This is a genomic window from Novosphingobium sp. BL-S-21, from assembly GCF_055521655.1.
Genome location: NZ_CM145496.1, coordinates 1,344,616 through 1,358,454 on the forward strand (window position 1 = coordinate 1,344,616; position 13,839 = coordinate 1,358,454).

Genomic DNA, 13,839 nt, shown 5'->3' on the forward strand with positions numbered 1-13,839 from the left:
GCAGGTATTACAGGGCCGCCCTGTGGCGGCGAACTTCACCTCGCTGGAGGGGCACACATGTCAACTGCAATCGCGCCAAGCCCGATCGGCGGCGCGCCGGCGCATTATCGCGGACCGGCGCTGTCGCGGGATGCTTCATCACCATCCGAACAACAAGTCGGGCCACGCGACCTTCTTCGCGTCATCTACCGTCACCGAACGATGATGGCGCTGGTCGTGGGGGTCATCACCCTGGGCGTGCTGGTGCAGCAGTTGCTCTCCCCCACCCAGTACCGGGCATCCTCGACCGTGCAGGTCGAGCTGATCGACGAGGTCGGCACCAACCAGGCGGACGTGAACTCCCGCAATGCCGAGCGCGTGGCCAATGCCGTGCGCCTGCATCGCTCGCGCTCCGCGGCCGAGCAGGTCGTCAACGACCTTCACCTGACCCGTGACAACGACTTCCTCAAGGAACTCGGCAAGGTTCCGGCCGACCGCCGGGCGCTGCAGCAGGCGGCGACCAACAAGGTCCTGTCGATGGTGACGATCAATTCCGAGGCCGGTTCCGACCTTGTCGAGATCGCCGTCACCGCCCGTTCGCCGGTCGTCGCCGCCGAAATCGCCAACCAGATCCCGATCTCGGTCCGCTCGCTGCGCACGATGAAGACCAACGAGCGCCGCTCCGAGCTGCTGGCCTCGCTGGAGCAGGAACAGCAGTCGCGCGCCACCGAAGCCGAGGAGACCGCCCAGCGCGTCGCCGACTTCCGCGGCCAGCACCAGATGCTGACCGGCGCCGGCGGCGAAGAGGACCTGGCCCAGATCAACCGCATCGCCGTGCAGAGCGCCTCGGCCATGGCCGCGCGTGACGCTGCCGCCGCCCGCAGCGCCGGCATCGCCCGCGCCAGCCGGATGCAGAGCACCGCGCTCGCCAGTTCCGGCGTGCTCGACCAGCTTGAGCGCACCCGCGGCGAACTCATCGCCGAAACCTCGAAGCTCTCCACCAGCCTCGGGCCGAACCACCCCGACGTGAAGCGCCTGAATTCCCAGCTTGCCACCGTCAACGAGGGCATCACCAAGGAACAGGCCCGCGTCCAGGGCGCCGCCCAGGCCGACGCTTCGGCCAAGGCCTCGCAGATGACCGAGATCGCCCGCAGCGAAGCCGCCGGCGACAGCGCCCAGGCCAACCGCCTGGAAGGCATCGTCGCCGGGCTCAGCTCGACCGCCTATCGCAACACCGCCAATGCCGTGCAGCTCGACAAGCTGGTGCGCGAATCGACCTTGGCCGACGATGCCTACAAGGCGATCGCCGGCCGCGTGGAGCAGGTTCGCGCGCAGATGCAGATGGAGGGCGTGTCCTCCTCGGTCGTCTCGCCCGCCGTGCCGGACTACGACCCGGTTGCCCCGGCGCCGGTCAAGATGGCCATCACCGCCCTGCTGGGATCGAGCGTCCTGGCCTTCCTGATCGCCTTCGCCCGCGACTTCCTGGACGACCGCCTGCGCACCACCGCGCAGATCCGCCGCCTCTTCGGGCTGCCGACCCTGGGCATGCTGCCGCTGCTGAACAACAGCCTGTCGGAAGACCCCAAGGACAGCCCGGTCATCAAGGAGCCGCAATCGCTCTTCGCCGAAGTCGCCCGCTCGACTTATACCGAAGTGCGGGCACTGGACCGGCGGCCCGCCGCCGCCCGCGGGAATTCGCAAGTGGTGCTGGTCACCTCCCCGCTGCCCGGCGACGGCAAGTCCACCGTCTCGCTGACGCTCGCCGCCGCCGGCATCGCCATGGGCGACCGCACGGTGATCCTTGACCTCGACTTGCGCAAGCGCGGCGCGCTCCAGCGCCTCCAGAACGAGATGCACATGCCCGACCTCGTGGACATCGTCTGCGGCCGGGCCGATCTCGACAGCCTGGTGGGCCCGCGCTCGGCCCATCCCTATGACGGTTCGCCCAATGCCGGCACGATCGTCACCGGGCCCGACGGCAGCCAGATCATCGAGCCGGAAGGCGCGAACCAGATCGTGCTGCTCAGCGCCAAGGATCCGGTGGCCGAACCCGCGCTGCTGCTCTCGTCCAATCGCCTGAAGACCCTGCTCGAACAGCTGCGGGAGCGCTTCGAACTGGTCATCATCAACGCCCCGGCAGCCCTTGCCGTGCGCGATGCCCGGGCCATGTGCCACTTCGCGGACCAGACCGTGCTGGTCGCCCGCTGGGGCCACACCACCGGGGACCAGATGCGCGCCGCCCTGGAAATGCTGGACGACAGCGTCAGCGGCGTGATCTTCGACCAGGTCGACTACGTCGAGCACGCCCGTCGCCGCTATGGCGACTCGGTCCAGTACTACGCAGACTCGGCCAGCTACTACTCGTCGCCGGTCCCGGCCCGCGACGAATGGGCCGCCAAGATCCGTCGCTTGTTCCGGGGCCACTCCTGGCGCCCCGTGGAAGCGTGAGCAGGAGCGCGCGAGTGGCCTTCGCTTCCCTTCGATTGCTCGCCTCGCTGCTCCTGCTCACCCTTCTGCCGCTGCTCCTGCTGCTGGGGCTCGGCGTCCTGCTCTCGATGGGTCGCCCGGTGCTGTTCCGACAGCGCCGGGCGGGCCGCGACGGGCGGGATTTCACCCTGCTCAAGCTGCGCTCCATGCGCGAGGCGACGGGGCCGGATGGGCAGCCGCTGCCGGATGAAGCCCGCGTGACCGCCTTCGGCCGCTTCCTGCGCCGCAGCCGGCTGGACGAACTGCCGGGCCTGTGGAACGTCGCGGCCGGGGACATGACTTTCGTCGGCCCGCGGCCGCTGCTACCCGAGACCATCGCCGGTCTCGGACCACGCGGCGCGGCGCGGGGTCGGGTCCGGCCGGGGCTGACCGGCTGGTCGCAAGTCAACGGCAATACCCTGCTCTCGCTCGACGAGAAGATCGCGCTGGACTTGTGGTACGTGGACAATGCCTCGCCGCTGCTGGACTTGCGGATCGTGGCGCTGACCCTCTGGGTCATGGTCGGCGGCGAACGCCGCTCGCAGGCGGTGGTTCTCGCGGATTGAGGGAGCGCGCGGCGCCGCGGGCGCCTGCTCTTTCTGCGCGTGACTCTTCTGAAAACCCGGAACCAGATCAGGCCAGCCTCAGTTCGTCCAGCGAAACCACCACATGGTGCGCCGCATGGTCGGGCGTCGGCGCGGTGCAGGCGTGGATGCGCCGCTCGCGCAGGATCTGCACGGTCGTCCACCCTCGGGCGCGGGGGGTCACGAAGTCCTTGGCGGCATTGTCGGCAATATAGACGTGGTCCGCCGCAGGACGGCCGGACCATTGCTCGACCATCTCGTACGCCATGGCATGGGGCTTGCCGCAGCCTTCGGGCAGCAGGCCGGTGAGGATCACTTTGCCGATCCGGTCGTGGAGGCCCAGCGCCGCCACTTTGTTGCCCTGGGTCTGCGCCGGGCCGTCCGTGATGATCGCGCTGGCCCGCGCGCCAAGCCGGTCGAGCAGGCGTCCGGCGTCTTCGGCCAGCGCGATCTCGGGCGCGTGGCCACGGTAGAGCGCCACCAGCGGCGCGACCTCGATCGCGGCAAGCCCCATGGCCGCCAGCGCCGCGTCGAACACGGTGCCGCGGTGCCCTTCGTCCAGCAGCCGCGCGCAGTGCTCGGCATAGCCGGTCAGGCCGTGGCTCTCCTCCAGGTGGCGCCCCACGGCCGCAAAGCCGCTGCGCGCGAAGTCCCGTTCGAGATAGAGCGTGTCGTCGAGATCCAGCACCACGACCGGATGCGGGATATCAACCACGGAACACGGCGCTGTCGTAGCGCACCATGGTCACGCCCTCGCGCCAGTGCTCGCTGGCGCATTCGGGCAGCCCGGAGACGCGGGCGAGCAGGCTTTCGGCAAAGCGGCCCCCGGCCTGGTCGGCCAGGGGATAGCCGCCGCCGAAGCGGGCATTGATCTCGAAGACGCGGGGGCCGCGATCGGGATCGTCGATGAGCTGGAAGCAGAGCACGCCCTCGGCGCCCGGCCCGCTCGGAGCGGGGGCGGCAAGATCTCCTGCGTTCGGGTCACGCGCATTCAGGCCACGCGCATTGAGGGCAGCGGCGATGTCTGCGGCGATGGCGATCATGCGCGGGTCGCGCACGGTGCGCCCCTTCTCCACTTCGCCGGCCCGGGTCGAGATGCGCAAGTGCGGGATCGCCGATCGCATCCGCCCGCGCGCATCGAGGTACATGTTGATCGTGTATTCCGGGCCGCGCAGCAGTTCCTGCACCAGCATCGGCTCGGGATAGTCCTCGCGGATGTCGGCCGCCGCGTGCAGCACGCCGATGCCGCGGCTGGCACTGCCGCCCACCGGCTTGGCGAAAAGCGGGAAGGCCCAGCCCGAGGGATCGGCGCGCACATCCTCGATCCGCGCGGTGCGCGGCACGGGCACGCCCGCCTCTGCCAGCACGGCGATCGTGCGTTCCTTGTCGCGCACGACGTCGATCACTTCAGGCGCGCTGACGTGGACCAGGGTGCCCACTTGCGCGAAGCGGTCCCGCGCCCGCGAGAGCAGGTCCAGCTCGGTATCGATGGTCGGCACCAGCAAGGCGATCTTCTCGCGCGCGCAGTGCTCCAGCAGGCGTTCGACATAGTCGGGCGCCGTGCAGCGCGGCACCCCGAAGGCCACTTCCGCCTCCAGGCAGGCGGCGCTCAGTTCGGGCTGCAGGTCGCAGGCATGGACTTCCGCGCGCAGGCCCAGTTTCTCGGCCGCGCGGCGGAAGCACCGCGTCAGTTCCACCCGGCGCCCGGCCGACGTGAAGAGTATCCGTACCACCCTGTTTCCCCCGTTCATGCCTTAGGCCCCATGGCTCCGGCGCCCCTCAACCTTCCGCCCCGGCCCTGCGCCCGGCCGGACCGGACACCGTGACCGACCGCGCGCCACGATGCCGCGGCGAGACGACTTGCGCCAGGACCTGGTCCCATTGCTGGAGTATCCGCGCCGGCTGGAACCGCGCCATGGCCTCTGCGGCCTCGGCGCCCATGCGGCTGCGCGCCAGGGGGTCCGCGATCAGGCCCGCCATCGCCTGCGACAGCGCGGCCGTGTCCTCGCTCGCGACCAGCAGCCCGCTGCGGCCATGCTCCACCATGTCGGCCGGGCCGAAATCGCAGTCGGCAGCGATCGCGGGCAGTCCCGCGGCCATGGCTTCGCCCAGGACATTGGGAAAGCCTTCATAGCGGGAGGACAGGACGAAGATCCCGGCCTCTTCCACCCAGGCGCGCGGCCGGGGGCTGAGCCCCCGCAGCAGGACGCGGCCTTCCAGGCCGAGAGCGCTCACTTGCGCCTCCAGCGCGGCGCGTTCCGGGCCTTCGCCCCAGATGTCGAGCCGCCAGTCCGGCCAGAGCGGCGCCACGGCGGCGAAAGCCTGCACCAGCAGGTCGAAGCCCTTCTGGTGCGTCAGCCGGCCGACCGCGCAGAGGCGCTTCACCTCCCCCTCGGCCCGCATCACGTCAGGCGCGGGCACCGGGTTGGCGATGGTCACCAGCTTGGCCTGCACGGCGGCGGGAAAACAGCGCCTTACCGCCGCCGTCTGGCAGACGATGGCGTCGGCGCGGCGATAGAGCAGGCGCAGCAGCAGGTTCCACAAGGGATGCGTGCCCTGCCGCTCGGGATTGTTGCGCTCGGCACAGACGAGGCGCGTGGGCGTGCCGAGCGTGGCCAGCGCGGCGATCAGGTTGTTCTTGGTCAGAAACGAGACGATCACTTGCGGGTGCCGCGCCTGCAACACCCGCCGCAGCGCCGCGACCCGCCCCGCCATGCCGGCAAAGCCGCTGCCCCCGCCGAGCCGGTGCAGCGTGACCGGCTGCGGCAGGCGGTGGAACACGGGATCCTCCGGCCTGTCGAAGGCGATCACGTCCACCGTATGTCCCGCCGCGCACCAATGGTGCGCGAGCTGGGCGATCACCTGCTCCGCCCCGCCGGCGCCAAGGCCGGAGGCGAGGATCGCGATGCGCATCGTGCTGGTTGGAAGTACCAAGGCCCCCTCTTCCGCCTGCGTGAAAACCTGCCTGCGTGAAAACCGCTTCGTCAATTGCGCCAGAACCTAGCGAAAGCCTGCCGCGCAGGCAGGCGTTCATGCGGTCTAACCCTTTATTGGAGCGGGCGATTTGGGAGCAATGCGGGAGGGCGACCCGGCAGGATCGGGGCCGTGATGGGCCGGGCGCCCGCCGAAACATCACGATGAGCCTCCGGCGGGCCCCGGCACCCCCACCCGGCGGTCCGCCGTCATCCTGAGTGGGTACGCCCTAATCGCGCTCACGGTCGCTGGCGGCATCGGCCACACTCCCGTGTCAGGGGTGAGGCCAGGCTGCTGGCGCCGCAGGCAACAGGGGATCCCGATGATGGAACGCGACAGGCCGCAGAACGCGGGGCAAGCCGCGGGGCAGGGTTTGGGCCAGAACGCAGGCCAGAACGTGGGCCAGACCGCTGGTCAGGGCCGGGACTACGCCGCGCCGCAATCCGCGCCGGACCTCGGCGCCGAACCCGCGGGACTGTCGGCAACCTTGCCGCAAGGCCTGAGCGACGGCCCGGGCAATACCGCGCGAACCGCCCCCAGCCCGGCCATCGTCGCCGCGCTCGGCCTGCTGGCCGTGCTGTTCCTGGGGCTGGCCGGACGGATCCTGGCCTTCCCGATCGGACGGGACGAGAACCTGTTCATCACCGTCTCCCGCCTCTGGGGCACCGGCGATATCTACCGCGATTTCGGCTATAACCACTTGCCTTACCTGCCCTATATCCTGGGCGGGTTCTACTGGCTGACCGGCACCGGGCACGTCCTGCTGCTGGGCCGCATGCTGATCGTGGCCGCCTGGGCCATGGCGATCGGGGCGCTCTGGCTGATCGCCCGCCGCCAGCGAACCGGCTTTCCGGCCTTCTTCACCGCCGCCATGCTGCTGATGGGCAATGTCCTCCTGATCGGCCCCCCGGGCATGATGGTGAGCAACAACTTCCTGCCCATTCCCTTCGCGCTCATGGCGATCCACTTCCTGCTCTGCGGGCTGGACCGCGAGCGGCCGTCCTGGATGTGCTGCTTCGTGGCGGGCGTGCTGGTCTCGGTGGCGGTGGGGCTCAAGGCCAACTACATCTTCATCGCGCCGTTCCTGGCCGTGACCACGCTGCTGGCGCCGCTGGCCCATCCGCTGCGCCAGCGCCTGACCTGCGGCACCGTGCCGCTGGCGCTGGGCGGGCTGACCGGCGGCATCCCCGCGCTGATCGCCATCGCCTCCGACCCCGACGCCTTCTTCGCGCATACGATCCGCTACTTCACCCAGCTCCAGCCGGTCTACTGGATGCACTCCACCGAGCCCAAAGTGATCGGCGTGGCCCAGAAGATCCTGCTGGCGGAAGACATCTGGACCTCCAACGCCACGCTCCTCGCCCTCGTCGGCGCGGTGGCCCTGGTCGCCCTCCCCCTGCGGCGGCGCGGCTGGCGGGACGGGGTCCTGGCGGTCTGGTCCTGGCCGGTGGTGCTGGCCGCGGTGCTGGCGCTGATGGGCGTGGTCGTGGCCTTCGTGCCCAGCCCGTCCTTCCCGCAATATTTCGCGCCGCCGATCCCCTTCCTGATCCTGCTGGTGGTGCTGCTGCGCGCCCGCACGCTCAGCGAAAACCGGCTGGCGGCGGACGCCGTGCTGCTCTCGCTGGCTTTCGTGGCGCTGCTCTGCGCGGGGTCCAGGCTGGGGCCGGGCCTGATCTCCCTCGCCCGGCCGACGTCGTGGGAAGGCGTGAAGATCCACCGCGAGATGCGCGCCCTGGCCCGCAGCGCCGGGGCCTCCTCGGGCGACAGCGTGGCCACGCTCTCTCCGGTGCTGGCGCTGGAGGGCGGCTTCTCGCTGCCGGGCGAGTTCGCCGCCGGCCAGTTCGTCTACCGCGTGGCGGACTACATGCCGCCGCAGGACCGCACCTACTGGACGACAACCTCACCCACCCGGCTGGTGTCCTGGCTCGATGCCAATCACCCCTCGGCCATCCTGATCGGCGGGGAAGAACCGCTGGAGCAGGCTTTCGCGGACTATGCGCGCAGCCACGGCTACCTGGAATTCGCCAGCCGCCGCAACGGCACCGGCCCGGTGCTCTACCGCCGCCCGCTGGACCCGGACGAGGCTTCGCAGTGATCGCGCGGAAACCCGGCGCAGAAGGCGTGGCCGATCCCTCTGCGGAGCCTACCCGAATGGTTCCTTCGGCCATTTGCAGAGCACGGGTTAACCCTTTGGCACCCCTGCTGGCTAAAGCTGCCTAACCCCGATGAACACTTCTCCGCCGGACCGCTCTGCCCTTAACCTTCCCCCATCGACCGGAGAAATTCTCCAGAAAATTCCGACACCGGAGGTGCGGTTATGAAAGTCGTCCTGCTCGCCGGGGGCCTTGGGTCCCGCCTTGCCGAAGAAACGGTCCGCGTCCCCAAACCCATGGTGGAAGTGGCGGGCCGCCCGATCATGCTTCACGTCATGGATATCTACGACCGCTGGGGCCACAACGACTTCATCGTCGCCTGCGGTTACAAGGCCATGGCGATCAAGAGCTTCTTCCAGGACCTCCACCTCATGTCGAACGACTTCACGGTCGGCATCGGCAATGGCGAGATGGCCCTGCGCCCCACTTCCAAGGTCGACTGGCGCGTTTCGGTGGTGGACACCGGCCTGGCCACGATGACCGGCGGACGCCTGAAGCGCCTGCGCTCCTGGCTCGACGACGAGACCTTCATGGTCACCTATTCGGACGGCGTCGGCAATGTCGACCTGGACGCGCTGCTGGCATTCCACCGCTCGCACGGCAAGCTCGCCACCGTCACCGCGGTCCAGCCGCCCGCCCGCTTCGGCAACCTGGAGCTGGGTGAGTGCGACGGCAACGGCGGCCAGGTGGTCGAATTCACCGAGAAGGTCGTCAAGTACGAGACCTGGATCAACGGCGGCTTCTTCGTCTTCGAACCGGGCGTGCTGGACTATCTCAGCGGCGACGAGGAACCCCTGGAGCAGGCGCCGCTGACGCGCCTGGCCCATGACGGGCAGCTCATGGCCTACAAGCACAAGGGCTTCTGGCACCCGATGGACACCGTGCGCGACCGCGACACGCTGGACAAGCTGGGTACCTCGGCGATGCCGCCCTGGATGGATTTCGAAAACGGCCAGCCGGTGCTCAGCACCGACCTGCCCGCGAAGTTGCAACATGCCTGAACAAGGCACACTGAATCAGGCGCTTGTTTCGGCATATCGGGGCAAGCGGATTCTGGTGACCGGCCACACCGGCTTCAAGGGTGGCTGGTTATGCCTCTGGCTCAGGCAACTGGGCGCAGAGGTCACCGGGGTCGCCTTGCACCGCCCCCCGCAAGGCCCTGACATGTTTCATTCGGTCGACCTGGGGGGGCTGGTCGACCACCGCATTGCCGACATCCGCGACGCCGCCGCCTTCGATGCGGCCTGTGCGGACCTGCGGCCGGACCTGGTGTTCCACCTCGCCGCGCAGGCGCTGGTGCGCCCGTCCTACGACGATCCGGTCGAGACTTTCGCCACCAACGTCACCGGCACCGCCGTCGTCCTCGACGCGGTGCGGCGCATGCCTTCGGCGCGCGGCGTGGTCGTGGTCACCAGCGACAAGTGCTACGAGAACCGCGAGTGGGAATGGCCCTACCGCGAGACCGACGCGCTGGGCGGGGCGGATCCCTACAGCGCCTCGAAAGGCTGCACCGAACTGGTCGCCGCGGCGTTCCGGCGGTCGTATTTTTCCAGTCCCGACGGCTGCCAGCTGGCCACCGTGCGTGCGGGCAACGTGATCGGCGGGGGCGACAACTCGCTCGACCGCCTGCTGCCCGACGTCGTGCGCGCCACCATGGCCGGCACCGCCGTGACCATCCGCAACCCGGCCAGCGTGCGCCCCTGGCAGCATGTGCTGGAGCCGCTGGCGGGATACCTGATGCTGGGTGCGCGGCTTCTTGGAGAGGATGCGCCGCGCTTTGCCGAGGCCTGGAACTTTGGCCCCAGCGCCGATGGCTTCATCGACGTCGAGGAAATCGCGCGCCACTTCCAGCGGGCCTGGGGCCCGGGCGTGGCGCAGATCGCCTTCGGGCGCCGTCCCGACGACCCGCACGAGGCGGGGCTGCTCACGCTCGATTCCAGCAAGGCCCATGCCCGGCTCGGCTGGCGCCCGCGCCTCTCGACCGAGGAAGCGGTGACGATGAGCGCCGAATGGTACCGCGCCTACGCGCGCGGCAACGCCGACATGCGCGCCTTCAGCGAGGCGCAGATCGCCCGGTACTCCGATCAGCTCTCCGGCTCGGAGACCGGGATCACTGAAACTCTCCAGGGGGAAACAGCAATATGCGCGTGAATTATGGTCAGACCGTCCACGGCGAGGAAGAAATCGCCGCCGTCCTCGAAGTGCTGCGCACCTCCACCCAGATGGGTCCGAAAGTGCGCGCCATGCAGGAGCAGGTCTCGGCGCTCTTCGCCAAGGACCACGGCATCATGGTCAATTCCGGCTCCTCGGCGAACTACCTCGCGATCGAGCTGCTGAACCTGCCCGAAGGCAGCGAGGTCATCACCCCGGCGCTGACGTTCGCCACCACCGTGGCGCCGATCGTGCGCTCGCGCCTGGTGCCGGCCTTCGTCGACTCGGCGGTCGGCACTTACAACATCGACGTCGAGAAGATCGAGGCGATGATCGGGCCGAACACCAGGGCGATGATGATCCCTTCGCTGATCGGCAACCTGCCCGACTGGGACCGCATCCGCGAGATCGCCGACAAACATGGCCTGATGGTCGTGGAAGACAGCGCCGACACCCTGGGCGCCACCTTGCGCGGCACCAGCACCGGCACCCGCTCGCACATCTCCACCACCAGCTTCTACGGCTCGCACGTCATCAATGCGGCGGGTAACGGCGGCATGCTCTGCGTCTCGGACGAGGACCTCGCCCGCCGCGCGCTGCTGCTGCGTTCCTGGGGCCGCACCAGCTCGCTCTACGTCGATTCCGAAAGCATCGAGAAGCGTTTCAACGTCGCGCTCGACGGTATCGACTATGACGCCAAGTTCCTGTTCGACGAGCTGGGCTTCAATGTCGAGCCTTCGGAAATGGGCGCCGCCTTCGGCCTCGTCCAGCTCAAGAAGCTCGACAACAACATCGCCGCGCGTGAGCACAACTTCGAGCGGCAGTACCAGTTCTTCAAGCAGTACGAGGACTGGTTCGTCCTGCCCGAACAGCTGCCGGAATCGCGCACGGGCTGGCTCGCCTTCCCGCTGACCATTCGCGAGGACGCGCCCTTCACCCGCACCCAGATGCAGATCTGGCTGGAAGAGCGCGACATCCAGACCCGCCCGGTCTTCACCGGCAACATCCTGCGCCAGCCGGCCATGAAGGACGTGACGCTCAAGGCCCCGCCGGAAGGCTGCCCGGTCGCCGACGCAGTGATGAAGGGCGGCATCCTGCTCGCGTGCCACCACGGCCTGACGGAAGCGCATATCGACTTCATGCACGAGACGTTCGAAGGCTTCGTCCGCTCCCTGACGACAACGTCCTCGCGGGAGGCGGCGAATGCTTGAAATGTCCATTCCCAAGCCGGCCGATGCCGCCGATTCCGCCTCGAAGCTCAGCGAATGCCGCGCGTGCAAGGCGCCTTCGCCCTACCTCTTCCTGCCGCTGGGCGACCATGCCCCCGGCCAGATGCTGATCCGCCCGGAAGACCTGGGCGCGGAGCAGCCGGCCTTCCCGCTCAACACCCAGGTCTGCCTGGAATGCGGGCTGGTGGAGATCGCCGACCAGATCCCGGCCGATTTCTTCCGCCACTACCTCTATGTCCCCTCGGGGGCCGCGCGCATGCACACGCACTTCTCGGACTTCGCCGAAGTGCTGGCGGCGCGCGCGGGTGACGGGCTGATCGTCGACATCGGCAGCAACGACGGCCTGCTCCTGGCCGCCTGCAATGCGCTGGGCTGCCGGACGCTGGGCTTCGACCCGGCCGAGAACATCGCCGCCATGGCCGCCGAGCGCGGGGTCGAGACATATATCGACTACTTCACGCCCGCCTCCGCCGAACTGGTCCGCTCGCAGCGCGGCCCGGCGAAAGTGATCGTCACCACGAACACCTTCAACCACATCGGCGACCTGCACACTTTCATGGCGGCCATCAGCATCCTGCTGGCGGACGACGGCACCTTCGTGATCGAAGTGCCCCGCGCCAAGGAGTACATCGACCACACCGAATTCGACAATATCTACCACGAGCACGTCTCCGAGTTCAGCCTGCTCTCGATCGTCAAGCTCGCCGCCTTCTTCGACCTCGAAGTGACCGACGCGCTCTCGCTGCCCGACATTCACGGCGGCTCGATGCGTGTGTTCCTTAACCGCAAGGCGGCCGGGATCGGCCCCTCGCAGTCGGTCGGCACGATGCTGCGCGACGAACTGGCCGGCGGCATGCTGGTCCAGGAGACTTATGACGCGCTCGCCCTCGAAGTGGAGGACATGGGCCGGGACATCCGCGCCATGCTCGACGAGATGAAGGCCCAGGGCCTGAAGATCGCCGGCTACGGCGCCTCGGCCCGGGGCAACACCCTCATCACCCATTTCGGGATCGACACCGATTACCTCGACTTCCTGGTCGACCGGAATCCGCTGAAGCACGGCCTCTATTCGCCGAACACGCGCATTCCGATCCGCCCGGTCGAGGCGATCGAGGAAGAGAAACCGGACGTGCTCTTCGTGCTCGCCTGGAATTTCTTCGACGAGATCTTCGAGCAGCAGGCCGCCTTCCGCGAACGCGGCGGCCGCTTCCTCGTGCCCCTGCCCGTGCCGAGGATCGTCTGCTGAACCGATCAAGCCGGGCCGGAGCGTAATTTCCGGCCCGGATCTTTTGCGGAAGGCCGGATTGTCGTGGAAGGCCGCAATTCTTGTAGAAGGGTCGCCAAGTGGCCGAAGGCGTAACGCTGCTCACAGGTGCCGGCGGCTTCATCGGCGCGCATCTCGTCCGCCGCCTTCTCGATGAGGGCGGGGACGTCCATGCCATCGTGCGCCCCTCCACCGAGCTGGGGCGGCTCTCGCCCTTTGCCGAACGCCTGACGATCCACCGCATCGACTTGTCGGACCGGCTGGAGATCCGGCGCTGCATCCGCGGCATCGCGCCCCGGCGCGTGTTCCACCTGGCGGCCGAGACCCGCCTGCCGCCCCAGCCCGATTTCGCGGCGGCCCGCGCCTCCCACGCCATCTACCTCCAGCCCGCGCTCAACTTGCTCCAGCCGCTGGCCGAGCTGCCCCGGCCCCCGGAAGCGGTGGTGCGCGCGGGGACCATCGCCGAATATGGCCGGGCCGCACTGCCTTACCGGGAAGACGCCCGCGCGGTGCCCTCCACGCCTTATGGCGCGGGCATGCTGGCGACCACCGAGGCCATCGCCATGCTGGCCCCGCGCCTGCCCTTCCCGGTCGTCACCGCGCGCCTGGCGCTCTGCTACGGCCCGGGCCAGGCCCCCAGCTTCCTGATACCCGCGCTGATCGACGCCTGCCTCTCGCGCCAGCCGATGACGATCCGCCGCCCCGCCGACCGGCGCGACCTGATCCACGTCGACGATGCGGTCGACGCGCTGCTGCAGATCGCCCGGCAAGCGACGCGGCAGGATGTCCCGGACTGCGTGAACATCTGCTCGGGCGACGCGCCGACGATGGAGGAGGTCGCCTGCCGGATCGAGGCCATGACCGGCTGCCCGGAGAACTTCCTGCCGCGGGCCGAGCCCGAGGACGCGCCCGTGGAGCTTTGCTCCAGTCCCGACCTTGCCGCCGGCGTGCTCGGCTGGCGCCGCCGCATCGAACTCGACGAAGGCCTCGCCCGTACCATCGCGGGCGAGCAACTCATGTGCACGAAAGCAGGATAGATC

11 protein-coding genes are annotated in these 13,839 nt (G+C 68.9%); 8 read left to right on the forward strand and 3 right to left on the reverse strand.

The window, feature by feature from the left end; all coding sequences use genetic code 11:
• Positions 1-57 precede the first annotated feature (57 nt).
• A complete protein-coding gene (locus ACZ1J6_RS14760; protein ID WP_132263845.1) occupies positions 58-2,427 on the forward strand; it encodes a GumC family protein in 2,370 nt (789 codons plus the stop codon).
• 14 nt (positions 2,428-2,441) lie between these two features.
• Positions 2,442-3,011 carry a sugar transferase gene (locus ACZ1J6_RS14765; RefSeq protein ID WP_314464598.1) on the forward strand — a complete coding sequence of 190 codons (570 nt, stop codon included), beginning with the start codon at positions 2,442-2,444 and terminating at the stop codon, positions 3,009-3,011.
• 67 nt (positions 3,012-3,078) lie between these two features.
• On the opposite strand, the gene ACZ1J6_RS14770 is transcribed toward ACZ1J6_RS14765, so the two are convergent.
• Genes ACZ1J6_RS14770 through ACZ1J6_RS14780 form a run of 3 tightly spaced genes read right to left on the reverse strand, consistent with a single transcriptional unit; the run spans position 3,079 to position 5,942 of the window.
• Positions 3,079-3,744 (reverse strand): HAD family hydrolase, encoded by a 666-nt coding sequence (locus ACZ1J6_RS14770; RefSeq protein ID WP_134095319.1) that lies wholly within the window; start codon positions 3,742-3,744, stop codon positions 3,079-3,081.
• Positions 3,737-4,780, reverse strand: coding sequence for an ATP-grasp domain-containing protein (locus ACZ1J6_RS14775; protein ID WP_465128189.1), 1,044 nt, complete (start codon positions 4,778-4,780; stop codon positions 3,737-3,739). Before ACZ1J6_RS14775 ends, ACZ1J6_RS14770 begins: the two co-directional genes overlap by 8 nt.
• 28 nt (positions 4,781-4,808) lie before the next feature.
• A complete protein-coding gene (locus ACZ1J6_RS14780) occupies positions 4,809-5,942 on the reverse strand; it encodes a glycosyltransferase family 4 protein (protein WP_465128190.1) in 1,134 nt (377 codons plus the stop codon).
• Between the two features lie 385 nt (positions 5,943-6,327).
• Between ACZ1J6_RS14780 and ACZ1J6_RS14785 the strand changes: the two genes are divergently transcribed.
• The 6 genes from ACZ1J6_RS14785 to ACZ1J6_RS14810 all read left to right on the forward strand — a co-directional run bounded on the left by ACZ1J6_RS14785 (position 6,328) and on the right by ACZ1J6_RS14810 (position 13,836).
• Positions 6,328-8,097, forward strand: a complete 1,770-nt coding sequence (locus tag ACZ1J6_RS14785) for a glycosyltransferase family 39 protein (RefSeq protein WP_465128191.1) — start codon at positions 6,328-6,330, stop codon at positions 8,095-8,097.
• Between the two features lie 222 nt (positions 8,098-8,319).
• Positions 8,320-9,156: a glucose-1-phosphate cytidylyltransferase gene (gene rfbF / locus ACZ1J6_RS14790; RefSeq protein ID WP_132263855.1), complete on the forward strand. Its 837-nt coding sequence runs from the start codon at positions 8,320-8,322 to the stop codon at positions 9,154-9,156.
• A gap of 55 nt (positions 9,157-9,211) precedes the next feature.
• Positions 9,212-10,306 carry a CDP-glucose 4,6-dehydratase gene (gene rfbG / locus ACZ1J6_RS14795; protein WP_243841141.1) on the forward strand — a complete coding sequence of 365 codons (1,095 nt, stop codon included), beginning with the start codon at positions 9,212-9,214 and terminating at the stop codon, positions 10,304-10,306.
• A complete protein-coding gene (locus tag ACZ1J6_RS14800; RefSeq protein ID WP_132263856.1) occupies positions 10,297-11,517 on the forward strand; it encodes a DegT/DnrJ/EryC1/StrS family aminotransferase in 1,221 nt (406 codons plus the stop codon). Before rfbG ends, ACZ1J6_RS14800 begins: the two co-directional genes overlap by 10 nt.
• Positions 11,510-12,781 (forward strand): class I SAM-dependent methyltransferase, encoded by a 1,272-nt coding sequence (locus tag ACZ1J6_RS14805; protein ID WP_243654109.1) that lies wholly within the window; start codon positions 11,510-11,512, stop codon positions 12,779-12,781. The genes ACZ1J6_RS14800 and ACZ1J6_RS14805 overlap by 8 nt, the downstream gene beginning before the upstream one ends.
• Before the next feature lie 98 nt (positions 12,782-12,879).
• Positions 12,880-13,836 carry an NAD-dependent epimerase/dehydratase family protein gene (locus ACZ1J6_RS14810; protein WP_132263858.1) on the forward strand — a complete coding sequence of 319 codons (957 nt, stop codon included), beginning with the start codon at positions 12,880-12,882 and terminating at the stop codon, positions 13,834-13,836.
• The last annotated feature ends 3 nt before the right edge of the window (positions 13,837-13,839 follow it).

Excerpts from the sequence above, each read along its gene's own strand:
- ACZ1J6_RS14760 (WP_132263845.1), top strand. The coding sequence starts at position 58 with ATGTCAACTGCAATCGCGCCAAGCCCGATCGGCGGCGCGCCGGCGCAT.
- ACZ1J6_RS14775 (WP_465128189.1), bottom strand. The coding sequence starts at position 4,780 with ATGAACGGGGGAAACAGGGTGGTACGGATACTCTTCACGTCGGCCGGG.
- ACZ1J6_RS14780 (WP_465128190.1), bottom strand. The coding sequence starts at position 5,942 with ATGCGCATCGCGATCCTCGCCTCCGGCCTTGGCGCCGGCGGGGCGGAG.
- ACZ1J6_RS14785 (WP_465128191.1), top strand. The coding sequence starts at position 6,328 with ATGGAACGCGACAGGCCGCAGAACGCGGGGCAAGCCGCGGGGCAGGGT.
- rfbF (WP_132263855.1), top strand. The coding sequence starts at position 8,320 with ATGAAAGTCGTCCTGCTCGCCGGGGGCCTTGGGTCCCGCCTTGCCGAA.
- ACZ1J6_RS14800 (WP_132263856.1), top strand. The coding sequence starts at position 10,297 with ATGCGCGTGAATTATGGTCAGACCGTCCACGGCGAGGAAGAAATCGCC.
- ACZ1J6_RS14805 (WP_243654109.1), top strand. The coding sequence starts at position 11,510 with ATGCTTGAAATGTCCATTCCCAAGCCGGCCGATGCCGCCGATTCCGCC.